Origin of the sequence: Flavitalea plasmicola, from assembly GCF_030546645.1 — a bacterium.
Lineage (GTDB): Bacteria > Bacteroidota > Bacteroidia > Chitinophagales > Chitinophagaceae > Puia.
The window spans coordinates 74054-98328 of the sequence record NZ_JAUOTO010000006.1; the positions used below are offsets into that span (position 1 = coordinate 74054).

Sequence of the window (24275 nt, forward strand, 5' to 3'; positions counted from 1 at the left end):
GCTAAAGTAGATCAAAAAGCCATTCGTATTTTTTTGTAAACGATTGTTTAGCTACGCGAAGAATTACAGCTTATGTAGATTGGCTAAGTCTTTTAACTCCAGAAGATTTTTCGTTTTCGTCTTTTCCAGTATACTCTTTTTTTGCACGCGAACCGTAGAAGCCTTTGTTTTCAATGTTCCCGCGATTCTTGCAGGCGCCCAACCTTTCAATAAATACTGAAGGACCTGTTTTTCTTTAAATGTCAGCCCTGAGAAAGGTGTGACCTCCGGGTCTGTAGACTCGCGTTGATTGACTTCGGTACCTTTTAGAAAGGCAAGTAGCTTTTGGATGGTTTCGGTTTCCTGTTCTGCCTTGGAAATATATTGCACGCCATATCGTTGCCATAAAAATTCGTCATAAAGACGTGCCGGTTGACTGGAATAGACCAGCACCTTTAAGGTAAGGAATTCCTCAAAGATCCCTGGTAGTAACGTTAGCGCATTCCCATCTCCCAGGGTAATATCCATGATAAGATGGGTATAGTCCACGGAATTCAAGGCCTGCATCAATTCCCTGCAGGTTTGTACTTCATCCAGATGAGGGATGCCTTCCCTGCTACAAATAGCCTTGATGCTCCAGCGGAGGAGCGCATGATCTTCGGCCATCAAAATTCTTCTTTCCATATGTGCTATGCTGCACAATCAACAAGCCTCAACCCCAATTTAAAAAGATCGTTCTATTCAACGGGAAATGCTACTGTAAAAAGAGTCTCTCGATTCTTTTGCCTCTTGGCCGTAATATTGCCCCCCAGTGCCTCTACCAACTGCTTGGTGATCGGCAAGCCGAGGCCCAGTCTTTTATTGCTATCTTTGGTCTTCTTCGATCCATATGGAAGAAATAGCTGCTCTATCGCCTCTGTAGGTAGTCCTTCTCCTTCATTGGCAACAGACAATTCCCATGGGCCGTTCTTCCAATGTACAGCTATCGTGATTGTCTTACCACTGCCTGTATTATTAATGGCGTTCGTCAGCAAATTGAGCACAATGCGGGTTACTTTTACCTTATCCGACAAGATGAACCCGGGCAGCTCGTCGTCCAGCACCAGGGCGATGCGAATTCCTTTTTCATCCGCCATGTATTTATATAGATCAACTATTTTTTCTAATTCGGACGTCAGATCGATTTGCTCGTAATGATTGGTTTCAATCCTGCCTCTTTCATATCGGGAAAATTCCAGGAAGTTATTTAATATGTACGAAAAGAACCCCGAGGCATTCGCCAATTCATTGATTAGGGTCATGTCCCTGCTGACCGTCTTATTATCACCCGAGAGATATTTTAAATAGGAGATCATCGATGCTACGGAGTGATACGATACTGTTAGGTCGTGGCTCATATGCTGCGCGAACAAGGCACTCTTTTTTTGAATGCTTTCCACGGTATAAATTTTCAGGCCATACAAGACGAATACCAGCACAATAAGGCCTACCATCGTGCCATCAAATACCATCCGGGCCATTGCGTCAGAAATTAACGGGTGCACGCCCCTCGCATCAGTTACATACTTGGCATTGATCTCTAAGAAAATCGTTCGAAACAGCACGATACTCATGCAGATGACCCGAATGGCCGTTTCCTGAAATAAGAAAACGATCAGTGACAACAGGAAAATATACATCAGTACTGCATCCATGGTTTGTCCTGGCAGGTTGCGGAACGATACTGAGGTTATCACATGAAGGGATACGTAGAACAGCACATTGGCGGGCAGGTATTTTCTCGATAGGTTGAATACAACCACTACACAGAAGGCAGCCAGCGAACACCCGGCTATCATTTCATCTCTGGCGTTCTGCGAAGAGAAAAAGTGCGTTAGGAATCCGACCGAAATACACACTGATACAAGGAGAGACAGCAGATTGACCTGGAAGGCTACGGTGCACAAAGTCTCCAACAAGCTGCCTCGCTGTTGAAGGGAAACTATTATTCCTTTCTTTATCCGATGCGACAGATCCTCACTCATTCCTCTTGTTTTGGTTCGTGAAAATAATGGCACGGGCAGTCTCGGTGTAACGTTGCATCAATGGCCGCAGCTCGAAAGTAGTGATTCCATATAACACCAGCAAGGGCAATGTACACGGCATAAACGTTCGTTTATGAAAATAATGCGGTATTTTTTTGACGTAAACTTGTGTACTAATAGGATAAGGTTTAATGGTTATGGTACTGAGTTAGTGCATCCCTGCTTGCAGGGATTTTTTTTCCTTGGGTGTGCCCACCCGAGAAGGTTAGTTTTAATTCCCTACGGATATTTTATGTTGTTGGTGCTATTGCTCTTGGAAAGAGAGTCTGCTGCCCAATATAGAAACAGCGAGGAAGAGCACATTCAGAACAAGGTGTTGCTTCCAGCTTAGGAGTTCGACCACGCCCCCGCAGGAACAGGGGATGTATGAAAAAGTATGTAACAATATGATCGAGGTGTAGGAAGTGAACATCAGCATGACCAGCGTGGCCAGTACAAAGCCCCACTTTCGAGAGGATGGAATGACTAACATCATGATGGTCGTTATCTCCGCAGTAAGTATCCCGTACGCGAGCGGCAGCGTCCAGGCCTTCGGCAGCGGTTGATTATTGAGCGCTTGTATAAAATGCCGGAAAGCTAAGAGCTTACTCAGGCTGGCGTAGGTGAATAGCAAAATGATAAGGCCGCCGGCAATTTCCAGTATGATTTGTTTTTTTCTCACTATGAATATTATAAGATACAAAACAATAACGCGGTTCGGGCTGTCACTTATGACAATCGGGCTACTGATAGTTCGGTGTCCAGCTTATGGCCAGTTGAGCAGTCGCCTGACGTTCACCATGCATGATGTTATGTTGGATACGGTACTGCAGGATATCCAGCGTCGGACGGGTTACCTGTATTTTGTGGACATGGAGTGTGTGCGGGTGGCCGGCAGGCTGAGCTTTTCAGTACGCAATGCGACGGTGGCCGAGGCGATGGACAGCTGCCTGGGGGAGCTGCCGGTCTACTTCCGGCTGATCCGCCGGACGATCAATGTCTACCCTGGCAGCGTGGTATGGGGGCAGGTGGTCGATGAGCGCGGCGAGCCGGTCGCAGGGGCCACGATCATGGCCGCCGATGGCGATCCCGTGTCGGCGACGGTCACCGGCGAGACAGGCAGGTTCCGGCTGCGGTTGCTGGGGCGGGACAGGCCGCTGGTCGTAAGCTGCGTCGGTTACGGGTCACGGCAGTACCGCGTCTCCGGCGCCCGGGAGTTGCAGGTCCTGCTATCGCGGCAGACGGGGGAGCTGCAGGGCGTGGTGGTCTCCAACGGCTTTGAAGAGGTGCCCGCCGAGCGGGCCACAGGCTCCTTTGCGCGGGTGGGCCGGGAGCTCATCGGGCGGCGGCCGGCCGCCAATATCCTGGACAGGATGGACGGGGTCACCAGCAGCCTGCTGATAAATAAGAACGTGCAGGCAGGCACCAACCAGTCGGCCGTCACGATCCGGGGCCGCGGCACGATCTTCAGCAATCCCGATCCGCTGGTCATCGTCGATAACTTTCCTTACAGCGGCGACATTAACAACATCAACCCGGAGGATATCGAGTCCGTCACGATACTGAAAGATGCGGCGGCAGCTTCTGTCTGGGGTACCCGCGCTGCCAATGGGGTCATCGTCCTGAAGACCAAACAGGGCGCTTATAAGGGGGTTCCCAGGCTGAGCTTCACCAGCAGTCTCACCGTGGGCCGGAAGCCCGATCTGTATTACAGGCCGGTCCTGTCTTCATCCGATTATATTGGAGTAGAGACCTTCCTGTTCGGCCAGGGATGGTACGACAACACCATCCTCAGTCAAAACCACTATGCGCTCTCGCCGGTGGTGGAGATCCTGCTGCGGCAGCGGGAAGGACAGCTGTCCGGCAGCGATACGGCTGCCCTGCTTGGCCAGCTTCGGGGCCAGGATACCCGCCGGGACCTGGGGCGTTACTGGTACCGGCAAAGCGTGAACCAGCAGTATTGGCTGGGACTCAGTGGCGGCACGGCGAACAATCGCTATGCGCTGTCAGCCGGCCTGGACCAGGACGAGGCGGGGCTTAGGCGCAATGCCTACCGGCGCGTCACCGTCACAGGCAGCCAGGCCTACCTGGTGGTGCCCCATAAGCTGGAGTTGAACACAAGCGTTGCCTTTGCCGCCGGCAGCACTTACCTGAACAATACAGGCGGCATCTATGCGGTGTATCCCTATCTGCGACTGGCGGATGCTGGCGGCAAGGCCCTGGCCGTGCCCTATCAGCTGCGGACAGACTATGCCGATACGGTGGGCGGCGGGCGTTTGCTCGATTGGCATTACCGTCCGCTGGATGAGCTGCGGAGTGCTAATAATGTGATCCGCCTCACGGATTGGCGGCTCAACGCAGGATTGCATTATACAATGGGCAAAGGATGGCTGCTGCGCGCCTTGTATCAGTACGGGCAGGGATCCTCCGATCAGCAGGAACTGCAAAGCCTGCAGACCTATTACACCCGCAACCTGATCAACCAGTTTACCCAACCCGGGCCATCCGGGCAGTTCAACTACCCGGTCCCGGTAGGCGGCATCCTGGACGAGACCCTCGGCAGTTACCAGTCCCACAACGGGCGCCTCCAGGTGGAGTACCATCCCACGATGGGGGCCGACCATGACCTGCATTTGCTGGCCGGTTCGGAGCTGCAGGATGTGGAGAGCCGGATAAAGATCAACCGCACCTATGGCTACAACCCCGCCTCGCAGACGGGCTTGCCGGTCAGCAGCTATAAGACGCTGTATCCGCAATACGCTTCCGGGTCGCCGGCCTCTATCCCTTACTCCGACAACAACGTCTCGGCTTCGGATCATTACTGGTCCTATTACTGTAATGGGGGCTACCAGTACCGGCAGCGCTATACGGTGACCGCCAGTGCCCGGCTCGATCAATCCAACCTCTTCGGGGTAGACATCAATCACAAGACTGTGCCGCTCTGGTCGGCAGGCCTGGCCTGGGAGGCCTCGCGCGAGGATTTTTATCGCATCGGCTGGCTACCGCTCCTGCGGTTGCGGGTCACCGATGGATACAACGGCAATGTGTACAAGGCGGTGTCGGGGTATACTACGACCAATGTCTTCCCTTTAAGCACGGCCGGGATTACTCATGGCTTTTTAAACACCTACAGCGCTCCTTATGCCGCTATCACCAACCCGCCCAATCCCCACCTGCGCTGGGAGCAGGTCCATGTCATCAATGCAGGGCTGGACTTTGCCGGCAAGGACAGCCTCGTGCAGGGCAGCCTGGAATACTATACCAAGACCGGCCAATACCTGATCGGCCCGGCCAGCCTGGACCCCACCTCCGGCAATGTGCAATACACCGCCAATGTCGCTCACATGGTCACCCGTGGCATCGACCTCTCCTTGCGTATCCAACTGCGCATGGGACCTTTGGGATGGAACAGTGTGGCCCTCTTCAACTATGTGCGTGACAAGGTGACGCGCTATCTGGTCCAGCCCCCGACCATCCAGACCTTTTTGAACACCCAGTCCATCAACCCGCTCGTCGGCCGTCCGCTTTACTCCCTGTACGCCTTGGGTTGGGCGGGACTCGATCCGCAGTCCGGCAGCCCCAGGGGCTGGCTCAACGGTCATCCCAGCCAGGACTATACTTCTCTCATCGGCGCTGCCGACTTCCACACGCTGCTTTACCAAGGGCCTGTCAACCCGCCCTTCTTCGGCAGCTGGCGCAATGACTTCACCTGGAGGCAATGGGGCCTGTCGGTGAACATCGTGTACAAGTTCGGCCATTACTTTGCCCGCCCTTCGATCCAGTATGCGCCTTTGTTCTACGGCACGTCCCAGGGCCATCCGGACTATGTACGCCGCTGGCAGTATCCGGGTGATGAGCTGCATACGGATGTGCCGTCGATGATCTATCCCGCCAATCCTACGAGAGATGACTTTTACAGCCGCACCACGGTGCTCGTAGAAAAAGGTGACCTCATCCGGCTGCAGGATGTCCAGCTCTACTATGACCTCACCCGGAAGACACTGCCGAAGCTGCCGATACGAACGCTGCGGGTGTATGGCTATGCCAATAATATCGGCCTGCTCTGGACGGCCAACCGCCGGGGTATCGATCCGGATGCGCTCACCGGAATGCCCGATCCGCGCACCATCGCCGTAGGTATTAAAATGGAATTATAAAAACAAGTCCGTATGAAGATCTGTTCCTCTTGGGTATTCCTGGTCTTGCTCACAGTGTTCAGTCTGTGCGGCTGCAATAAATCTTTCCTCGACAAATTGCCCAGTACGGCCCTGGTCGTGCCTTCCACGCTTGCCGACTACCAGCAGCTCCTGGACAATACGCTGGTAATGACCGGAACGCCCCTTTTAGGAGAGGTGTCTGCCGATAACTTCTACCTGCCCTATAACACCTGGCAGGCGCTCGACAGCCGGGAACGCAATGCCTATGTCTGGGCCGCCGATCTCTATGGGGGGCAGGGGCAGGTCGATGACTGGGATATTCCTTATCAGCAGGTCTTTTACGCCAACGTTGTTTTGGAAGGACTGGCCGCGATCCCCGTGACGCCCGCCAATCGACAGCAGTGGGAGAGTGAACAAGGCAGCGCCCTGTTCCTGCGGGCTTATGCTTTTTACAACGTTGCACAGCTCTTTGCCCCTCCCTACGACAGCGCTACGGCCGCTGCCGACCCAGGCATACCCTTGCGCCTGCACGCCAACGTCACCGATCCTTCCATCCGGGCTTCCGTAGCCGCCACCTATGAGCAGATCACCCGAGACCTCCGGCTGGCCCGCACCCTGCTGCCCGCCGCGATCCCAACGCTGAACCTCAACCGGCCTTCCCAGCCAGCTGCCCTTGCTTTGCTCGCGCGCGTTTACCTCAGCCTGCGCGCCTACGACCTGGCCGGCCACTATGCAGACAGCGCCCTGCAATGCTACGACTCCCTGATCGACTACAATACCCTGGACCCGCAAGGCCGCTTCCCCTTCAGCAAGCTCAATGCGGAGACGATCTATCAAAGCAATATCGTGGGCTATACCCAATGCCTGGCCGCCATTGCCTATCCTAATACGATCATCGACTCCACGCTATATGGTGCTTACAGCCCACAGGATCTTCGTCGTGCCCTGTTCTACCAGCTCAACGCCAACGGCCTGCCGAATATGAAACCCGGTTATGCAGAACTCGTCTGGCCCTTCACTGGACTGGCCACCGATGAGCTCTTCCTTACAAGGGCAGAATGTGCCGCAAGAGCAGGTCGGGTTAGCGATGCCCTGGGCGACCTCAATACCTTGCTGCAGCACCGCTATGCCTCCGGTACTTTTACCCCCGTCACCGCCGCCTCGCCGCAACAGGCCCTCGACACCATCCTGGACGAACGCAGAAAAGAGCTCCCCCTCCGGGGGCTCCGGTGGACGGATCTCCGGCGACTTAACAAGGAAGGACGCAGCATCACTATCACACGACAGCTCAATGGCGTGCTGTACCAACTGCAACCCAATAGTAATCTCTACACCCTGCCCATACCACCGGATATCATCAACTTTAATCCAAATATGATGCAGAATGCAAGGTGACCATTAGTGACAATGATCTATCGATCATTTTCAGGAGGACCGGACATGGAGGGGAGTATAGATGCCCGACTGGCAAGGCTGATAGGGGCTAGTTCCCCCAATATACGTGCAAGTACCAGAGCCATTTGCACAAATGTAGTCTCTGCCAAGGACACCAGCGGGCGAATACATTGTGCCATTCAGGTAATATTGAGGTTCACTGATACATGACTGTTTTGTCGTGGATGCGAATGCTGTGAAAACTCCGATTACAATAGCAATCGCCGGAATGACAAGCTTTGCTTTGTTCATAAGAAAGAGTTTAAAGGTTTTGTGAACGCTCTGCTTCAAGGATTAGGGGGGCATTTTTGGGACGAGTTGGCATGAAGAGGCGTATAGATACCTGATTGGCATGGTTGATAGGTGTTACCCGCTGTGTAATAAGTACAGGTACTAGTACCATTAAGGCAGATATAATCTTTTCCCAGCACTCCTGCCGGAGAATAGAGGGACCCATTGAAGTAGTATTGGGGAACACCCGTACAAGCCTGCTTTGTTGTAGAACCAAACGCTGTTAAGACACCAATTACTATAGCAATAACTGGAATGACAAATTTTGCTTTGTTCATAAGAAAGAGTTTAAAGGTTTTGTGAACGGTATACTTCTAAGGTACGACGATTTTATGCGGTTTTTACGCAGGGCAATCAGCGTTTTGCTGATCCGGAATGCTGGTTTTAAACATCCATATAGCCGGTTTGTCCCTGAAAAGCTCCCATTTGCGGAGTTTTTTGATCCGGTCCCGGGAGAGGCAGTAATTTTCTTAAGTAAATGTTTATCCTTATTAGACCCCCTTGCTATGAAAAAGGCTTCTTTTTACTTTTTGATTGCCGGACTACTGGCCGTCACGGCGGATGAAGTTCTCTATTTCCGACGTCTCCGCCAGCACTATCGTGATAGGGTGAAGGCTTCTCCCACCATGGTATTCGTCTCGGCTTTGCGTGGCCAGCAAAAGACAGTGACCCTTCCGGACGGTAGTACGGTATGGCTCAATGCCGCATCTACGCTGGCGTACCCCGTTGATATGACGGATGGCGACCGCACGGTCGAATTGTTCGGGGAGGCTTTTTTTGACGTGGTAGCCCAGCCATCGCATCCATTCCAGGTTCGGGCAAAGGAAATGTTCATAGAAGTGCTCGGCACCCGGTTCAACGTCCGGAATTACCCGGAGGAAATAAGTTCACACGCAATGGTTGTTTCCGGGAACATCCGGGTCAGCTACCATGATCAGGCAGCCACGCTGCATTCGGGGGAGGCGGCAAACGTCGATCCGGCCGATTTGAGCGGCCGTGCTTTAAGCCTCAGAAGAGGGGTCGACACGGCTTCGGCCGCTGATTGGACAAAGGGATTGCTGACCTTCACGAATGTTGATCTGCCCGGGTTGCTCCATGATTTGTCCAGGGCTTACAATGTAGATATTCAATTGATAGGCCCGGTGTCAGACCATCGTTTCCAGGGAAAATTGTCGTTGCAAGAGCCCCTGGAGGAAGTCATAGCACGGCTGGTCGTCCCGTATATGCATGTAACGATCTCGCGCCCGGGCAAACAACAATTGATTATAACCGTGAATCGCTAGAACCAAACTAACTATTAAATGGTGTCAGATGAAAATCTCACGGCTTTTCCTGCTGATCATCTTCGTATTTTTCAGTATAACGGGCTTCGCGCAACGCCTGACATTTTCCATGCATGATGTTACGTTGGATACGGTACTGCAGGATATCCAGCGCCGGACGGGTTACCTGTATTTTGTGGACATGGAGTGTGTGCGGGTGGCCGGCAGGCTGAGCTTTTCAGTACGCAATGCGACGGTGGCCGAGGCGATGGACAGCTGCCTGGGGGAGCTGCCGGTCTACTTCCGGCTGATCCGCCGGACGATCAATGTCTACCCTGGCAGCGTGGTATGGGGGCAGGTGGTCGATGAGCGCGGCGAGCCGGTCGCAGGGGCCACGATCATGGCCGCCGATGGCGATCCCGTGTCGGCGACGGTCACCGGCGAGACAGGCAGGTTCCGGCTGCGGTTGCTGGGGCGGGACAGGCCGCTGGTCGTAAGCTGCGTCGGTTACGGGTCACGGCAGTACCGCCCCTCCGGCGCCCGCGAGTTGCAGGTCCTGCTATCGCGGCAGACGGGGGAGCTGCAGGGCGTGGTGGTCTCCAACGGCTTTGAAGAGGTGCCCGCCGAGCGGGCCACAGGCTCCTTTGCGCGGGTGGGCCGGGAGCTCATCGGGCGGCGGCCGGCCGCCAATATCCTGGACAGGATGGACGGGGTCACCAGCAGCCTGCTGATAAATAAGAACGTGCAGGCAGGCACCAACCAGTCGGCCGTCACGATCCGGGGCCGCGGCACGATCTTCAGCAATCCCGATCCGCTGGTCATCGTCGATAACTTTCCTTACAGCGGCGACATTAACAACATCAACCCGGAGGATATCGAGTCCGTCACGATACTGAAAGATGCGGCGGCAGCTTCTGTCTGGGGTACCCGCGCTGCCAATGGGGTCATCGTCCTGAAGACCAAACAGGGCGCTTATAAGGGGGTTCCCAGGCTGAGCTTCACCAGCAGTCTCACCGTGGGCCGGAAGCCCGATCTGTATTACAGGCCGGTCCTGTCTTCATCCGATTATATTGGAGTAGAGACCTTCCTGTTCGGCCAGGGATGGTACGACAACACCATCCTCAGTCAAAACCACTATGCGCTCTCGCCGGTGGTGGAGATCCTGCTGCGGCAGCGGGAAGGACAGCTGTCCGGCAGCGATACGGCTGCCCTGCTTGGCCAGCTTCGGGGCCAGGATACCCGCCGGGACCTGGGGCGTTACTGGTACCGGCAAAGCGTGAACCAGCAGTATTGGCTGGGACTCAGTGGCGGCACGGCGAACAATCGCTATGCGCTGTCAGCCGGCCTGGACCAGGACGAGGCGGGGCTTAGGCGCAATGCCTACCGGCGCGTCACCGTCACAGGCAGCCAGGCCTACCTGGTGGTGCCCCATAAGCTGGAGTTGAACACAAGCGTTGCCTTTGCCGCCGGCAGCACTTACCTGAACAATACAGGCGGCATCTATGCGGTGTATCCCTATCTGCGACTGGCGGATGCTGGCGGCAAGGCCCTGGCCGTGCCCTATCAGCTGCGGACAGACTATGCCGATACGGTGGGCGGCGGGCGTTTGCTCGATTGGCATTACCGTCCGCTGGATGAGCTGCGGAGTGCTAATAATGTGATCCGCCTCACGGATTGGCGGCTCAACGCAGGATTGCATTATACAATGGGCAAAGGATGGCTGCTGCGCGCCTTGTATCAGTACGGGCAGGGATCCTCCGATCAGCAGGAACTGCAAAGCCTGCAGACCTATTACACCCGCAACCTGATCAACCAGTTTACCCAACCCGGGCCATCCGGGCAGTTCAACTACCCGGTCCCGGTAGGCGGCATCCTGGACGAGACCCTCGGCAGTTACCAGTCCCACAACGGGCGCCTCCAGGTGGAGTACCATCCCACGATGGGGGCCGACCATGACCTGCATTTGCTGGCCGGTTCGGAGCTGCAGGATGTGGAGAGCCGGATAAAGATCAACCGCACCTATGGCTACAACCCCGCCTCGCAGACGGGCTTGCCGGTCAGCAGCTATAAGACGCTGTATCCGCAATACGCTTCCGGGTCGCCGGCCTCTATCCCTTACTCCGACAACAACGTCTCGGCTTCGGATCATTACTGGTCCTATTACTGTAATGGGGGCTACCAGTACCGGCAGCGCTATACGGTGACCGCCAGTGCCCGGCTCGATCAATCCAACCTCTTCGGGGTAGACATCAATCACAAGACTGTGCCGCTCTGGTCGGCAGGCCTGGCCTGGGAGGCCTCGCGCGAGGATTTTTATCGCATCGGCTGGCTACCGCTCCTGCGGTTGCGGGTCACCGATGGATACAACGGCAATGTGTACAAGGCGGTGTCGGGGTATACTACGACCAATGTCTTCCCTTTAAGCACGGCCGGGATTACTCATGGCTTTTTAAACACCTACAGCGCTCCTTATGCCGCTATCACCAACCCGCCCAATCCCCACCTGCGCTGGGAGCAGGTCCATGTCATCAATGCAGGGCTGGACTTTGCCGGCAAGGACAGCCTCGTGCAGGGCAGCCTGGAATACTATACCAAGACCGGCCAATACCTGATCGGCCCGGCCAGCCTGGACCCCACCTCCGGCAATGTGCAATACACCGCCAATGTCGCTCACATGGTCACCCGTGGCATCGACCTCTCCTTGCGTATCCAACTGCGCATGGGACCTTTGGGATGGAACAGTGTGGCCCTCTTCAACTATGTGCGTGACAAGGTGACGCGCTATCTGGTCCAGCCCCCGACCATCCAGACCTTTTTGAACACCCAGTCCATCAACCCGCTCGTCGGCCGTCCGCTTTACTCCCTGTACGCCTTGGGTTGGGCGGGACTCGATCCGCAGTCCGGCAGCCCCAGGGGCTGGCTCAACGGTCATCCCAGCCAGGACTATACTTCTCTCATCGGCGCTGCCGACTTCCACACGCTGCTTTACCAAGGGCCTGTCAACCCGCCCTTCTTCGGCAGCTGGCGCAATGACTTCACCTGGAGGCAATGGGGCCTGTCGGTGAACATCGTGTACAAGTTCGGCCATTACTTTGCCCGCCCTTCGATCCAGTATGCGCCTTTGTTCTACGGCACGTCCCAGGGCCATCCGGACTATGTACGCCGCTGGCAGTATCCGGGTGATGAGCTGCATACGGATGTGCCGTCGATGATCTATCCCGCCAATCCTACGAGAGATGACTTTTACAGCCGCACCACGGTGCTCGTAGAAAAAGGTGACCTCATCCGGCTGCAGGATGTCCAGCTCTACTATGACCTCACCCGGAAGACACTGCCGAAGCTGCCGATACGAACGCTGCGGGTGTATGGCTATGCCAATAATATCGGCCTGCTCTGGACGGCCAACCGCCGGGGTATCGATCCGGATGCGCTCACCGGAATGCCCGATCCGCGCACCATCGCCGTAGGTATTAAAATGGAATTATAAAAACAAGTCCGTATGAAGATCTGTTCCTCTTGGGTATTCCTGGTCTTGCTCACAGTGTTCAGTCTGTGCGGCTGCAATAAATCTTTCCTCGACAAATTGCCCAGTACGGCCCTGGTCGTGCCTTCCACGCTTGCCGACTACCAGCAGCTCCTGGACAATACGCTGGTAATGACCGGAACGCCCCTTTTAGGAGAGGTGTCTGCCGATAACTTCTACCTGCCCTATAACACCTGGCAGGCGCTCGACAGCCGGGAACGCAATGCCTATGTCTGGGCCGCCGATCTCTATGGGGGGCAGGGGCAGGTCGATGACTGGGATATTCCTTATCAGCAGGTCTTTTACGCCAACGTTGTTTTGGAAGGACTGGCCGCGATCCCCGTGACGCCCGCCAATCGACAGCAGTGGGAGAGTGAACAAGGCAGCGCCCTGTTCCTGCGGGCTTATGCTTTTTACAACGTTGCACAGCTCTTTGCCCCTCCCTACGACAGCGCTACGGCCGCTGCCGACCCAGGCATACCCTTGCGCCTGCACGCCAACGTCACCGATCCTTCCATCCGGGCTTCCGTAGCCGCCACCTATGAGCAGATCACCCGAGACCTCCGGCTGGCCCGCACCCTGCTGCCCGCCGCGATCCCAACGCTGAACCTCAACCGGCCTTCCCAGCCAGCTGCCCTTGCTTTGCTCGCGCGCGTTTACCTCAGCCTGCGCGCCTACGACCTGGCCGGCCACTATGCAGACAGCGCCCTGCAATGCTACGACTCCCTGATCGACTACAATACCCTGGACCCGCAAGGCCGCTTCCCCTTCAGCAAGCTCAATGCGGAGACGATCTATCAAAGCAATATCGTGGGCTATACCCAATGCCTGGCCGCCATTGCCTATCCTAATACGATCATCGACTCCACGCTATATGGTGCTTACAGCCCACAGGATCTTCGTCGTGCCCTGTTCTACCAGCTCAACGCCAACGGCCTGCCGAATATGAAACCCGGTTATGCAGAACTCGTCTGGCCCTTCACTGGACTGGCCACCGATGAGCTCTTCCTTACAAGGGCAGAATGTGCCGCAAGAGCAGGTCGGGTTAGCGATGCCCTGGGCGACCTCAATACCTTGCTGCAGCACCGCTATGCCTCCGGTACTTTTACCCCCGTCACCGCCGCCTCGCCGCAACAGGCCCTCGACACCATCCTGGACGAACGCAGGAAAGAGCTCCCCTTCCGGGGGCTCCGATGGACGGATCTCCGGCGACTTAACAAGGAAGGACGCAGCATCACGCTCTTCCGACAGCTCAATGGCGTCCTGTATCAGCTACAACCCAATAGTCCGCTTTACACCCTGCCCATACCTCCTGACGTAATCAACTTTAATCCAAATATGAAACAAAATCAGAGAGAATGAATAACATTACATCTGACAGCACCTATTAAGAAACGCTATACCCGTATTCTGTGAATGAAATTGCCGGAATAAGATCAAGAATATACGTGACAATATTCCCACCAGATTAAATTAAGGTCGATCTTGGTCTTTCTGTTCCAGGTTCCTTCCGAATAAAGTTTTCTAAGTTGAAAGCAATCAGACCAGACTTCTTCGAAGATAATCAGATCATGCACCCGAATGTACAACCTTTCATTTCTGATCCTTAAATATTTAAAAAAGCAAAAGGGTTCGCGCGTTACAGCAGCACAGTATCCATTCGAAGCCATCGTCTGACGTTTTTCCTAAATGTATATTGGAAAAATAAGCAGTACAACAAAATGCTGGACTGATCTCTCCTTTTAAAGCATTTACCTATGAATAGCTTCGTAGAATCGCTAAAGCAGGTTTCCCGATTGCACCTCCAATTAGACCCTTAGACGGGCTTATTTACTCCGCATTTCGGATTTTCAAAGTCCCCATTATTCGTTGATTTACGGAAATGTCCTTTTTTGCTAAACATTACTAAACCGTTAACTCCACCTTCGACCAATGGCATACACATTACAAAAAATCGACAACATAAAAACGCTGATAAAAGATTCAACAGGGAAAACATCAGCGGTTGCGCTTCACCTAAGGAAGAGCATTTGGAACATATTCACCCCGGATTACAAAAAGCTGATTGTGCGTTGCGATGAGGGAAAAAAAGCCATCCTTCCGAAGTTCCAGGCTTCATTAGGCCGAACAAGTGCTAACCAGCAATTACAGTAAATCGCCTATCCTGCATCTCCCAAGAATGGTATTGTTTCCAAGACCTTTTGTGGGTTTCATACACCTTCCTTCGAAGCATTTGGGTCTTCCAACAGATCGCTGATGGCAACTTTGTATCCGGCTTTCACCAGTTTATGGAGATAGGCGTCCAGCGTACGACAGGAAAATGCTGCCGAAACTTCTCCGTTATTCTTTACGGTAAGGGCAATACCCAGCACCTGCGAAGTGATAATCGCATCATCATCGAAGGTTTCGTAAGATTCGCCCACACGGCACAGTAGAACTGCATCCGGATAGTTTTGTTTGATAGCTCGGCGCTGTAATATCAACCGCGTATCGGCATTGCTTTTATCCATGGAATGACAAATTTGGGCAATACAAAACAGTTTCCGTTTGATTCCTGGGGAAACTTCGATTGGAGGGAAAAGCAAGGAGGACTGACGAAACTAAAGATAGTATTTTTTACACTATTAGAATGATTTTGGAGTGCGGTTCAGACTCCTGGCGCCGATAAATCAGGTCACCGGATTATTACACGTTATACCCTATTTCGGTGGTGGTCCTTCTTTAAATGGAATGATTATTGTTTTTAGTGATTTTTAACTTCATAGATGGAAGGCCCATTGGAAAATCTCACCGCCTCAGACCTTCGGCGACTCCTGATTCTGGAGATTCATAAATTCATAAAATGCATCGATGATGGCTCTTTTGAAGAATTGAAATTGCTAAAAGCGCATTCCACAGAAATGCTAAACTTAATCTCATTTAAAGAACTGCAAGAAAAGAGATTGATCGAGTGGGGAAAAAATTACACACAACGCCCCATACCCAATCCCGGAAATAATTCCATTGCATTTAATATGGATGAAAGTTTCGCAAAACCAAATGACAAATAGATTTAAATTGTATTTTCAGGTTTTAAAAGAAATTGAAGTTATTATGGGGGGCAGGATTTATTAATCCGTGCCCCTTTTTATTTCCGTTTGAGAAGCGATAGGGTATAAATTGTCTGATATCCTGCAGCCAGCATTTCTTACATACAACTTGATGTCGCAATTTACGACCTCAAGTTTTCCGCCCGCTCACCGGATTCCCTTGACAAGGCCATTCCTAAAAGATCTTACTTTTTGTCTTCCCCATTTTTAGCTTCAATATAAACGTAGCGATCACATCGTACTTGACGCCAATGAGAGAAGCAAAGCGCATCATCTCGTTGACAGTAAATTCTCCCGGGTCCTCCACTTTCTTTCTGAATGCATAAAAGGAGATTTCCAGTTCAATAGACATTTGTGTCTCGCTGATGATGGCAAAGATTTGATTAAAGCCACTGATCTTGTCGGATTCTAATTCATTCTTGATGGAATTGAGCCTGATCCTGCGCTTAGCTTCCTTGGCTATTTGCTTTGCGTTATCCTTAGGCCTGGTTTTGAAGGGTTTACTCACTCGTCGGATATTTTCCCCAAAAATCTAACAGAAAACATTGATTTCCTTCTTTCAATGAGATTACATTAAATCACATTAGCATAAAAAATTTTGTGGTCTAAAAAGGCCGCAGTTTCCCGATTTATCCGTATCTTTCCCTCGTTCCTGCAATCATTTATTAAGTTTTCAATGGTTCAATTTGTTTTTCAAGTTTTTTCACGATACACCTTAATAACAAATGCTGGGCACGTACGGAACAACTAAACTTTCTTAACCATTAATTAGAATTACAAATGAATTCGGATTTGGAGGGTTTTTATAAAAAGATGACGAAAGCCCAGGCATCCCTTATCAAAAAAATGTTCAAGCACCATCCTTCGGCCATTGTGGAAGAATTTGTGTACGATCAGTTGATCAGCACGGGCACGCTTTTCCTCGAAAACGGTTCACCCGGTCGCGAAGCGTTCCACATCTGCAACAAATGCTGGAAAAAAGTGCGCATAGGGACAAAGGACCTGCGTGCTTGCCTGGGTGCCGGCGAGGGTCGTCCGTGTTACTTCGTTATCGTCGTTTCCACCTCCGGGTTCACAAAGCAGGTGGTAAAATTCGCACAGGCCACCAGCAAACCTGTTTTGCTCTGCGACCTGGATCAGCTGATAATGGCTTACCTGTCCCGAAATATTTCCCACAAACGATCTTCCCGGTAGGATTTGCAATTTCTCCCCTAATTTTACCCTATGATCACCTCCACGAACAACCAGCTTTTCTGGTACAAGGCCATCAATCCGAACTTTGCCAAAGCCATCGACTTTGCCCTGAATACCGATCTTTCCTCCCTGCCCGTGGGCAGACACGACATCGACGGCGACAACGTCTTCGCCATCATCAATGAATACACGACCAAACCCTTCGAGGAATGTGACCCCGAAAGCCACCGCGACTACGCCGACATCCAGATCATGGTCACGGGCACGGAAAAGTTCGGCTATATCCCCCTCAATGGTCAACAACCTTCCATCGCCTACAATGAAGAAAAGGACGTAGCCCTCTACTCCATCCCTGAAGAAGACCTGAGCTATATCCGCCTGAGCCCCGGTCAGTTCATCATCTTCTTTCCTACGGATATTCACCAGCCCGAAGTATATAACAAAGCCCCGGAGCTGGTGAAAAAGCTCGTGCTCAAGATCAGCGTCACCTGATAAAGCCAACGCCCTTCCATATGGACAATACCCAAAAACTGGCCTTCAAGTCCCAACTCAAGCAGTTCGGTCTCGACCTCATCGCCCAACGCATCGCCGCCGCCCGCCAGGCCGCCGACCAGGCACAGGAGGCCGCTAACCAGGAGGAAAAAAGCTCCGCAGGCGACAAATACGAGACGGGCCGCGCCATGGGCCAGCTCCAGAAAGAAATGCACGCCCGCCAGCAGGCAGAACATGAACGCGAACATGCCGCCCTGCTCCGCGTCCGCGCCGACGCCCTCTGCACCCACCCCGTCCCCGGCGCCTTTATCCAATGCCAGGATATGTCCTCAGAACGAACCGGAGGTTCGTTGTCCGAAGGACAATTATTAGAGGTTTCCGGGAAACGGGTTGATTTTTTCGGATACCCGTTTCCCGGAATTTTCATCTGCGCCGGCCTGGGCAAACATTCCGTCGCCGGCCAGACCATTCTCTTCCTCTCCCCCGCAGCGCCCCTCGCCAAATCCCTCCTTGACAAAAAGACGGGCGACGAATTCTCCTTCAACGGTCGCACCCTCCGCATAGAAGATCTTTTCTAAGCAGGCCATGCCCATCGAAATCACCATATAAAAACTTATCTTTCAAAAAAATAATCGACAGCAGATTACAAACCCATTCCCCGCATCTCTATATAATATTATGTCCTACTTTCCATTATTCAAATCAAGCCGACCATTCATGAGAAAGACTTTCCTGACGATTTTCACCGCCTGCGGCCTGCTTGCCGCATTTGCCCAGCCGACGGCCAACGGAATATCCATCATCCCCGCCCCCGTCAGCCTGACACCAGGCCAGGGTAGCTTTACGCTGCCCAAAACCATCGCCATCGAATCAGGCGTTCAGCAGAGCCAGGCCATCACGGATCTGCAAACGCACCTCACCGCCGCCACAGGCTACAAAGTCGTACTCGCCAAATCCGGGATGCCGGCTACCATCCATCTGACCCTTAACAAGTCTGTCAATACCACATTGGGCGATGAAGGATACGACCTCTCCGTCGCCGCCACCGGCATCACCATCAAGGCCAACAAGCCGGCCGGCCTCTTCTACGGCGTACAGACCCTCCTGCAGCTGCTCCCGAAAGAGATCGAAAGCCGCACCGTCGTCAAAGGCGTCGCCTGGCAGGTCCCCTTCGTGACGATCCGCGACTACCCCCGCTTCGGCTGGCGCGGCCTCATGCTGGACGTCTCCCGCCATTTCTTTACCAAACAGGAGGTGAAAGACTTCATCGACGAAATGGTGAAATATAAATACAATCTCCTCCACTGGCACCTTACGGACGACCAGGGCTGGCGCATCGAGATCAAGGCCCTCCCCAAGCTGACGGAAGTAGGCGCCTGGAACGCCAAACGCGAAGGCCGCTTCGGCACCTTCTCCGCACCCGCCGCCGACGAACCCCGCAACTACGGCGGCTTCTACACCCAGGATGATATAAAGGAGATGGTCCAATACGCCGCGGCCCGCTTCGTGGACATCCTCCCGGAAGTAGACATCCCCGGCCACTCCCTGGCAGCCATCGCGGCCTACCCGGAGCTCTCCTGCACGGAAGGCGCTGACAAATACCGCGTCAACTCCGGCGACAAGTTCATGAACTGGTACCCCGGCGGCTTTTCCGCGATCATCGACAACACCCTCTGCCCGGCCAATGAAAAAGTATATCCCTTCCTCGATAAAGTGTTTACGGAAGTAGCCGCCCTTTTCCCCTTCGGCTATATCCACGTGGGCGGCGACGAATGCGCCAAGAACTTCTGGGAAAAAAGCGATGCCATCCGGCAGCTGATGCAGAAAGAGAACCTGAAAAATATGCAGGAGGTCCAAAGCTATTTCGAGAAAAGAGTAGAAAAGATCGTTGAGTCCAAAGGCAAAAAGGTCATCGGCTGGGACGAGATCCTGGAAGGCGGCCTGGCTCCCAACGCGGCCGTCATGAGCTGGCGTGGGATCAAAGGCGGTATCGAGGCCGCAAAACAGGGCCACCAGGTAGTCATGTCCCCCACCACCTTCGTATACCTGGATTACATGCAGGGCGACGCCATCATCGAACCGCCGGTATACGCTACCCTCCGCCTCAACACGGCCTACTCCTTCGAACCCGTCCCCGACGGCGTCGACCCCTCCCTCATCAAAGGCGGACAAGCCAACCTCTGGACAGAGCAGGTGTACAATACCCGCCACCTTCAATACATGATATGGCCCCGCAGCCTGGCCGTAGCCGAATGCCTGTGGTCGCCCAAAGAAAAAAAGAGCTGGACGGACTTCGTCCGCAGGACGGAAGCCACCTTCCAGCGTATGGACATCCAGCAGATAAAGTATGCACGCTCCCTGTATGATGTAGCTTTCACGGCAAAAAAAGACCCCAGCGCCAGCGACTCCCTCTCCATCGGGCTGTCCACGGAGGTACCGGGCCTGGATATTTACTACAGCTTCGATAACTCGAACCCCGATAGCTTCTATCCCAAATACGCCCACCCCCTGACAGTGCCGAAGGACGCAGACATGCTGAAAGTGATCACCTACAGGGATGGCCGCCCCATCGGGCGCCAGCTCGACATGCCCATCAATGAACTAAAACGCCGCGCCGGTCTGAAAGACAAGCCGGTCCCTCCCGCTGAATAATACACGATATGCAAGACGTCCTGGGACAGGCCATCGCGGATTATTATCATATGACCTCCAGCGCTAAGCTCTGGGTGCATAGTCACCATGGACCCAGAGAGCTCATGCCCGTGGAAACCTATTTCCGCAACGCAGACAACATGCCGGAACTGGAATGGATCGCCCTCCAGCATTGCCGGGGTCGCGTCATGGACATCGGCGCCGGCGCCGGCAGCCACACCCTCTTCCTCCAGCAGACAGGCCTGCACGCCACAGCCCTCGAGATCTCCCCCAAAGCCGCGACGGTCATCGAAGCCAGGGGCGTGAAGCACATCCGCTGCCAGGACTTCTTTGCTATCGACGCCCGTAAAAAATATGACACCCTCCTCCTGCTGATGAATGGCATCGGCCTGGCTGGCACCATCGAAGGCCTCCACGCCTTCCTGAAAAAAGCACGCACCCTCCTCCGCCCGGGCGGCCGCCTGGTCTTCGACTCCTGCGACGTCGCTTACCTGTACAACGGCCAGCCCCCAAAAGGATCGCCCTATTATGGAGAAGTGCTGTATCAATACGAATACCGTCGCATGCGCAGCGACTGGTTCCACTGGCTCTTCATCGACCGCCACACCATGGGTCGCATTGCCGCAAAAGAAGGATGGAATGTTAAGTTATTATATAAGGACAAATTCGACCACTATCTGGTGGAATGTACCCCGGTTTCCGCCCCGGCATCCTGATCTCACTTCCTGATCCAATACCAGGGGATCTTCCATTTCCCCTGGCCAACATCAATATTGACAGAATCTCCGGTATTGATCCCGTTGTACAGGACCTCTGACACCTCTTCGCTATTCCCTTCCCCAAACCGGCCCCAGGCGGAAAGTTCCAGGTAATGCAACTTGCTGTCGGTGGAAACTCGTTTGCTCAATACCCTTACCCGCCAATGCGCCGGCACGCTGCGGTCATAATAACAGTTCGTGATGAAAATAAGCCCAAAACTATAAGCACAGGATATTGCAAGAATGCAAATGAAGGACAATACTTTCTCCTTTTCAATGGCCTTCCTGCACGCAATGATGCAGATCGCCGCAGTTATCAGGCCCCCCGTTCCTACCAGCACCCACCCCCTTGCAGCAAATTGATAGACCATATAATCCCGCAGAATAGCCACCAGTACCCCGACAACAGGAAGCACCAGCAGCAATATCAATGATGGATAAACGCTGTCCTTCCTGCTAGCCAGCCTGATCAACCCTTTCGAATACCAGATCGCGTACACCGCCACCCAGGGCGCTGCCAGCAGCACGATCATCAGCCACTCGCGCGGCTCCGGATAGACCATCTCCCACAACAACAGCGCGATGGCGTTCACAGTCCCGGCCGAAGCGATGCTCTTCGCTCTTTTCAGGCTCATCCAACGGGCATCCTCCGTGTCCCCGAATGCCTCGTTTGCCAGGATTGCCTTTCTTTCCCGCCAAGGCTCCATCCCACCCAAATTGTCGAACCTCGCTCTCACCCATTGCACCAGTTCCCGCTGCCGCTCCAGGTTGGATGGCATTTGCAGGCTTCTTCCCCCGGTCTTGTGCACAAGCAACAATCGATTGCCCACGATAATGCGATAGCCTTCTATATCCCGCAGTCCTATGGACCGTGTCCGGAAAATACCCCGCACCAAGATCGAATGATCGTCGATCGTCACCCGGGCCCGGACGATAGAAAGCACAAGCAACAGGGAGAACACGATAAAGAACACGGCCAGGAACCAATACAATCCCACTTGTCCGGATGTCGCCGTACTTTGCCGCGCCATGGATACAAAATCCAACACCAGCGCCAACGCCAGGCATGAAAACACAAAGGCGAGGATCTTTAAGCCTTTACCAACACGATATACCATAAATAACTCAATACTTTTTCATCAGCTCCAACAATTCCCTATCCAGCTTATGCCCATGCCAATCCTCATAAGCTACATCCTCCCTGCCTGAATCCAATATCCCAAAATCACCGATGAAATTCCACGTGGCAAACCCGATCTGGTGCGCGGAAAGGATCTCCAGCACATCGCTGAACCAGGCGATAAACACCCCATGCGGCGTTTTTTTCCAACAGCCCGCCTCTCCGCAGTGAACCCCCACGCCCTTTTGCATCAGCTCGATCCAGGGCCGGTAATACGCTTCCAGCATTGGCCGGCTCAGGTACTGATTTCCCACCTGGCCCGGCCACAGGGGCTCCGGCAAATGCTCGGGGTCCTTATTCGCCCAGGGCGCCTTATAATGGGAGATGGCATGCGGATAATAACCCCTGCAGCTTTGCGCAATATCCAGCTCCATCAGCTCGGGTATCACGCTATTCCCGCCGCTATTGCCGTCCGCGATCACCAGGTGGTCCGGGTTCTCCTTACGGATTGCCTCCAGCGCTGCCTTCGCCACTTTCCGGTAGACCTCCCCGGGAACAGGCCCCGACGGCGAATGCTGATCATTCATATCCTTCCGCATGCTGGGCTCATTCAACAGGTCGAAGCTGATCTGCTTCCTGGAAACATTTTTATATGCCTTCGCCCACATGTTCCAGTGCCAGCAAAAAGCGTCCTGCGCCGCCTGGTCCGTCCATAAATTATACGGCTCATGAAACCCCGCATTGATGCAATACCCGGGCGCCCTGTGCAGGTTCAGGCAAACATGCATGCCATACTTATGTCCCATGGCCACCAACGCCTGGATCTCCTCCACCTTCTGCTGGTCCACCTGGTAAACCTCCTCCGGCCTAATGTTCCTTCCCCGGTCAAACTTGAGATAATGCGGATAAGCGATCGGTATCCGGATAAAATCAAACCCCCAGTCACGCATCCACGAAAAGTGCTCCTCCGTCGTGGGCCGCCGGGACGGCGTGGGATCAGGAATATAAAAATCAAGTAAGTTGAACCCTTTCCATTTCGGTAGCTTGTTAACAGGAGCAATAGCCGCGGCTGCCAGCGCCGCCTTGTCGGCCAGTGACCACCCCACTGTGATAAGTCCCGTTTGCTGTAGAAAAGACCTGCGATCCATGGCAATCGATTTTTCGTTCCGCTAATCTACCTCAATTTGTCAGCACCCGATAAGTTAACTAACCGTTAAAATATCAATCTCTTATGGCATGGAAATTGTCTTAATGCCATTATATCTTTTCACCTTAATCTACAGTATATGGAAAGGATAAAAAGAATGCGCATGGTGTTTTGTAAATACCTGAGCGCCATTGCAAAAGAAAAGAACGTCACCATCGAGGACATCGTCCGGAAAACAAATAAATCCTATACCGAAGTGAAAAAGATCATGGAAGGTTTCATGTCCCCTTCCTTCGATGACCTGCTCATTATTGCCGATTTTCTCGGCATCCACGTGACGCTGAATGCGGAGATACCGCTGGGACATAAAAAGATCATGAAGTCCATTCCCATCATCACTGGCTCCAATAATGTTACCAATTGATCCGTTCCTTGCGCCATTAACCATAAACCCATCCTAACATTGACAAATACATTCATAGAGACAGATCGCCTGTTGCTGCGCCGTTGGCGAAAGGCTGACCACGAAGCCTTTATCCGCATGAACCAGGACGTGCTGGTCAGAAAATACTTTCCGTGCCTGCTCAGCAGGGAAGAATCCCTGGCGCATATCGCTACCATGGATAAACGCATCGTCGAAAATGGCTACGGTCTGTTCGCCGCCGAGCTGAAAGCAACAGGCGATTTTATTGGTTTCATTGGCATGACCTCTCCAGGCTTCATAAGTGACTTTACCCCCTGCACCGAGATAGGGTGGCGGCTCGACACGCCCTTCTGGAAACAAGGCCTGGCGACAGAAGGCGCCAAAGCCTGCCTGGACACCGCCTTCCAAAAGTGGGGACTGGAAGAGATTTATTCCTGGACCTCCATGCACAACCTGGCCTCCGAAAAAGTAATGATCCGCATCGGCATGACCCGCCAGGGTACCTTCTTCCATCCTTCCATTCCCGCCGACAACTGGCTGTGCGAGCACGTCCTTTACAAGATCAGCAATCCTACATCCACCAAAAAATAGTTTCCACCTATTTCCCGCCTTTATCCCCATCCGTGTTTTTCCTAACCGATTAGTTCGACGGAATCCATAATTTACGCCACTTAACGAGGTAATAATTAA

The 24275-nt window shown here is 53.4% G+C and carries 24 protein-coding genes; 14 read left to right on the forward strand and 10 right to left on the reverse strand.

The window, feature by feature from the left end; translation table 11 throughout:
* Window positions 1-63: 63 nt before the first annotated feature.
* From Q4E93_RS22035 to Q4E93_RS22050, 4 genes are all read right to left on the reverse strand, one after another.
* Window positions 64-663, reverse strand: coding sequence for a response regulator (locus Q4E93_RS22035; RefSeq protein WP_303588957.1), 600 nt, complete (start codon window positions 661-663; stop codon window positions 64-66).
* A 53-nt stretch (window positions 664-716) separates the two neighbouring features.
* Complete coding sequence (locus Q4E93_RS22040; protein WP_303588959.1) at window positions 717-2003, reverse strand: sensor histidine kinase; 1287 nt, start codon at window positions 2001-2003, stop codon at window positions 717-719.
* Window positions 1996-2124, reverse strand: a complete 129-nt coding sequence (locus Q4E93_RS22045; protein ID WP_303588961.1) for a hypothetical protein — start codon at window positions 2122-2124, stop codon at window positions 1996-1998. The genes Q4E93_RS22040 and Q4E93_RS22045 overlap by 8 nt, the downstream gene beginning before the upstream one ends.
* 183 nt (window positions 2125-2307) lie before the next feature.
* Entirely contained in the window at window positions 2308-2724 is a 417-nt protein-coding gene (locus tag Q4E93_RS22050) for a MauE/DoxX family redox-associated membrane protein (protein WP_303588963.1), read from the reverse strand.
* A gap of 130 nt (window positions 2725-2854) precedes the next feature.
* Between Q4E93_RS22050 and Q4E93_RS22055 the strand changes: the two genes are divergently transcribed.
* On the forward strand, window positions 2855-6199 hold the full coding sequence (locus Q4E93_RS22055; RefSeq protein WP_303588966.1) for a SusC/RagA family TonB-linked outer membrane protein: 3345 nt from the start codon (window positions 2855-2857) through the stop codon (window positions 6197-6199).
* Between the two features lie 12 nt (window positions 6200-6211).
* Window positions 6212-7594, forward strand: coding sequence for a RagB/SusD family nutrient uptake outer membrane protein (locus Q4E93_RS22060; protein ID WP_303588968.1), 1383 nt, complete (start codon window positions 6212-6214; stop codon window positions 7592-7594).
* Between the two features lie 30 nt (window positions 7595-7624).
* Here the strand turns inward: Q4E93_RS22060 and Q4E93_RS34495 are convergent, their stop codons facing one another.
* Together Q4E93_RS34495 and Q4E93_RS22065 are read right to left on the reverse strand one after the other, a co-directional pair.
* Window positions 7625-7885: a DUF6520 family protein gene (locus Q4E93_RS34495; RefSeq protein WP_368501896.1), complete on the reverse strand. Its 261-nt coding sequence runs from the start codon at window positions 7883-7885 to the stop codon at window positions 7625-7627.
* 35 nt (window positions 7886-7920) lie between these two features.
* Complete coding sequence (locus Q4E93_RS22065) at window positions 7921-8202, reverse strand: DUF6520 family protein (RefSeq protein ID WP_303588970.1); 282 nt, start codon at window positions 8200-8202, stop codon at window positions 7921-7923.
* A 228-nt stretch (window positions 8203-8430) separates the two neighbouring features.
* On the opposite strand from Q4E93_RS22065, the gene Q4E93_RS22070 reads away from it, so the two are divergent.
* The 4 genes from Q4E93_RS22070 to Q4E93_RS22085 all read left to right on the forward strand — a co-directional run bounded on the left by Q4E93_RS22070 (window position 8431) and on the right by Q4E93_RS22085 (window position 14863).
* Complete coding sequence (locus tag Q4E93_RS22070) at window positions 8431-9207, forward strand: FecR family protein (RefSeq protein ID WP_303588972.1); 777 nt, start codon at window positions 8431-8433, stop codon at window positions 9205-9207.
* Between the two features lie 28 nt (window positions 9208-9235).
* Entirely contained in the window at window positions 9236-12673 is a 3438-nt protein-coding gene (locus tag Q4E93_RS22075) for a SusC/RagA family TonB-linked outer membrane protein (protein ID WP_303588974.1), read from the forward strand.
* A gap of 12 nt (window positions 12674-12685) precedes the next feature.
* Window positions 12686-14071, forward strand: a complete 1386-nt coding sequence (locus Q4E93_RS22080) for a RagB/SusD family nutrient uptake outer membrane protein (protein ID WP_303588975.1) — start codon at window positions 12686-12688, stop codon at window positions 14069-14071.
* A gap of 570 nt (window positions 14072-14641) precedes the next feature.
* Window positions 14642-14863, forward strand: coding sequence for a hypothetical protein (locus Q4E93_RS22085; protein WP_303588977.1), 222 nt, complete (start codon window positions 14642-14644; stop codon window positions 14861-14863).
* 56 nt (window positions 14864-14919) lie between these two features.
* On the opposite strand, the gene Q4E93_RS22090 is transcribed toward Q4E93_RS22085, so the two are convergent.
* Window positions 14920-15219 (reverse strand): MutS N-terminal domain-containing protein, encoded by a 300-nt coding sequence (locus Q4E93_RS22090; RefSeq protein ID WP_303588979.1) that lies wholly within the window; start codon window positions 15217-15219, stop codon window positions 14920-14922.
* A 255-nt stretch (window positions 15220-15474) separates the two neighbouring features.
* On the opposite strand from Q4E93_RS22090, the gene Q4E93_RS22095 reads away from it, so the two are divergent.
* Window positions 15475-15759, forward strand: a complete 285-nt coding sequence (locus tag Q4E93_RS22095; protein WP_303588981.1) for a hypothetical protein — start codon at window positions 15475-15477, stop codon at window positions 15757-15759.
* Window positions 15760-15973: 214 nt separating this feature from the next.
* Here the strand turns inward: Q4E93_RS22095 and Q4E93_RS22100 are convergent, their stop codons facing one another.
* Complete coding sequence (locus Q4E93_RS22100; RefSeq protein ID WP_303588983.1) at window positions 15974-16306, reverse strand: hypothetical protein; 333 nt, start codon at window positions 16304-16306, stop codon at window positions 15974-15976.
* 272 nt (window positions 16307-16578) lie between these two features.
* Between Q4E93_RS22100 and Q4E93_RS22105 the strand changes: the two genes are divergently transcribed.
* From Q4E93_RS22105 to Q4E93_RS22125, 5 genes are all read left to right on the forward strand, one after another.
* Window positions 16579-16992: a restriction endonuclease gene (locus Q4E93_RS22105; protein WP_303588984.1), complete on the forward strand. Its 414-nt coding sequence runs from the start codon at window positions 16579-16581 to the stop codon at window positions 16990-16992.
* A 30-nt stretch (window positions 16993-17022) separates the two neighbouring features.
* Window positions 17023-17484, forward strand: a complete 462-nt coding sequence (locus tag Q4E93_RS22110) for a NanQ anomerase/TabA/YiaL family protein (protein WP_303588985.1) — start codon at window positions 17023-17025, stop codon at window positions 17482-17484.
* Between the two features lie 20 nt (window positions 17485-17504).
* A complete protein-coding gene (locus Q4E93_RS22115) occupies window positions 17505-18062 on the forward strand; it encodes a hypothetical protein (protein WP_303588986.1) in 558 nt (185 codons plus the stop codon).
* Between the two features lie 139 nt (window positions 18063-18201).
* A complete protein-coding gene (locus Q4E93_RS22120; protein ID WP_303588988.1) occupies window positions 18202-20136 on the forward strand; it encodes a beta-N-acetylhexosaminidase in 1935 nt (644 codons plus the stop codon).
* A gap of 8 nt (window positions 20137-20144) precedes the next feature.
* Window positions 20145-20852 (forward strand): class I SAM-dependent methyltransferase, encoded by a 708-nt coding sequence (locus Q4E93_RS22125; protein WP_303588990.1) that lies wholly within the window; start codon window positions 20145-20147, stop codon window positions 20850-20852.
* Window positions 20853-20854: 2 nt separating this feature from the next.
* On the opposite strand, the gene Q4E93_RS22130 is transcribed toward Q4E93_RS22125, so the two are convergent.
* Window positions 20855-22012, reverse strand: coding sequence for a PH domain-containing protein (locus tag Q4E93_RS22130; protein WP_303588992.1), 1158 nt, complete (start codon window positions 22010-22012; stop codon window positions 20855-20857).
* A gap of 7 nt (window positions 22013-22019) precedes the next feature.
* Window positions 22020-23162 carry a glycoside hydrolase family 5 protein gene (locus Q4E93_RS22135; RefSeq protein ID WP_303588994.1) on the reverse strand — a complete coding sequence of 381 codons (1143 nt, stop codon included), beginning with the start codon at window positions 23160-23162 and terminating at the stop codon, window positions 22020-22022.
* Window positions 23163-23300: 138 nt separating this feature from the next.
* Here Q4E93_RS22135 and Q4E93_RS22140 point away from each other — a divergent pair, with 138 nt between their 5' ends.
* Together Q4E93_RS22140 and Q4E93_RS22145 are read left to right on the forward strand one after the other, a co-directional pair.
* Window positions 23301-23585 carry a helix-turn-helix domain-containing protein gene (locus Q4E93_RS22140; RefSeq protein ID WP_303588996.1) on the forward strand — a complete coding sequence of 95 codons (285 nt, stop codon included), beginning with the start codon at window positions 23301-23303 and terminating at the stop codon, window positions 23583-23585.
* A gap of 39 nt (window positions 23586-23624) precedes the next feature.
* On the forward strand, window positions 23625-24176 hold the full coding sequence (locus tag Q4E93_RS22145) for a GNAT family N-acetyltransferase (RefSeq protein WP_303588998.1): 552 nt from the start codon (window positions 23625-23627) through the stop codon (window positions 24174-24176).
* Window positions 24177-24275 lie beyond the last annotated feature (99 nt).

Excerpts from the sequence above, each read along its gene's own strand:
- Q4E93_RS22035 (WP_303588957.1), bottom strand. The coding sequence starts at position 663 with ATGGAAAGAAGAATTTTGATGGCCGAAGATCATGCGCTCCTCCGCTGG.
- Q4E93_RS22040 (WP_303588959.1), bottom strand. The coding sequence starts at position 2,003 with ATGAGTGAGGATCTGTCGCATCGGATAAAGAAAGGAATAATAGTTTCC.
- Q4E93_RS22045 (WP_303588961.1), bottom strand. The coding sequence starts at position 2,124 with ATGCCGTGTACATTGCCCTTGCTGGTGTTATATGGAATCACTACTTTC.
- Q4E93_RS22055 (WP_303588966.1), top strand. The coding sequence starts at position 2,855 with ATGTTGGATACGGTACTGCAGGATATCCAGCGTCGGACGGGTTACCTG.
- Q4E93_RS22060 (WP_303588968.1), top strand. The coding sequence starts at position 6,212 with ATGAAGATCTGTTCCTCTTGGGTATTCCTGGTCTTGCTCACAGTGTTC.
- Q4E93_RS34495 (WP_368501896.1), bottom strand. The coding sequence starts at position 7,885 with ATGAACAAAGCAAAGCTTGTCATTCCGGCGATTGCTATTGTAATCGGA.
- Q4E93_RS22065 (WP_303588970.1), bottom strand. The coding sequence starts at position 8,202 with ATGAACAAAGCAAAATTTGTCATTCCAGTTATTGCTATAGTAATTGGT.
- Q4E93_RS22070 (WP_303588972.1), top strand. The coding sequence starts at position 8,431 with ATGAAAAAGGCTTCTTTTTACTTTTTGATTGCCGGACTACTGGCCGTC.
- Q4E93_RS22075 (WP_303588974.1), top strand. The coding sequence starts at position 9,236 with ATGAAAATCTCACGGCTTTTCCTGCTGATCATCTTCGTATTTTTCAGT.
- Q4E93_RS22080 (WP_303588975.1), top strand. The coding sequence starts at position 12,686 with ATGAAGATCTGTTCCTCTTGGGTATTCCTGGTCTTGCTCACAGTGTTC.
- Q4E93_RS22085 (WP_303588977.1), top strand. The coding sequence starts at position 14,642 with ATGGCATACACATTACAAAAAATCGACAACATAAAAACGCTGATAAAA.
- Q4E93_RS22090 (WP_303588979.1), bottom strand. The coding sequence starts at position 15,219 with ATGGATAAAAGCAATGCCGATACGCGGTTGATATTACAGCGCCGAGCT.
- Q4E93_RS22095 (WP_303588981.1), top strand. The coding sequence starts at position 15,475 with ATGGAAGGCCCATTGGAAAATCTCACCGCCTCAGACCTTCGGCGACTC.
- Q4E93_RS22105 (WP_303588984.1), top strand. The coding sequence starts at position 16,579 with ATGAATTCGGATTTGGAGGGTTTTTATAAAAAGATGACGAAAGCCCAG.
- Q4E93_RS22110 (WP_303588985.1), top strand. The coding sequence starts at position 17,023 with ATGATCACCTCCACGAACAACCAGCTTTTCTGGTACAAGGCCATCAAT.
- Q4E93_RS22115 (WP_303588986.1), top strand. The coding sequence starts at position 17,505 with ATGGACAATACCCAAAAACTGGCCTTCAAGTCCCAACTCAAGCAGTTC.
- Q4E93_RS22120 (WP_303588988.1), top strand. The coding sequence starts at position 18,202 with ATGAGAAAGACTTTCCTGACGATTTTCACCGCCTGCGGCCTGCTTGCC.
- Q4E93_RS22125 (WP_303588990.1), top strand. The coding sequence starts at position 20,145 with ATGCAAGACGTCCTGGGACAGGCCATCGCGGATTATTATCATATGACC.
- Q4E93_RS22130 (WP_303588992.1), bottom strand. The coding sequence starts at position 22,012 with ATGGTATATCGTGTTGGTAAAGGCTTAAAGATCCTCGCCTTTGTGTTT.
- Q4E93_RS22135 (WP_303588994.1), bottom strand. The coding sequence starts at position 23,162 with ATGGATCGCAGGTCTTTTCTACAGCAAACGGGACTTATCACAGTGGGG.
- Q4E93_RS22140 (WP_303588996.1), top strand. The coding sequence starts at position 23,301 with ATGGAAAGGATAAAAAGAATGCGCATGGTGTTTTGTAAATACCTGAGC.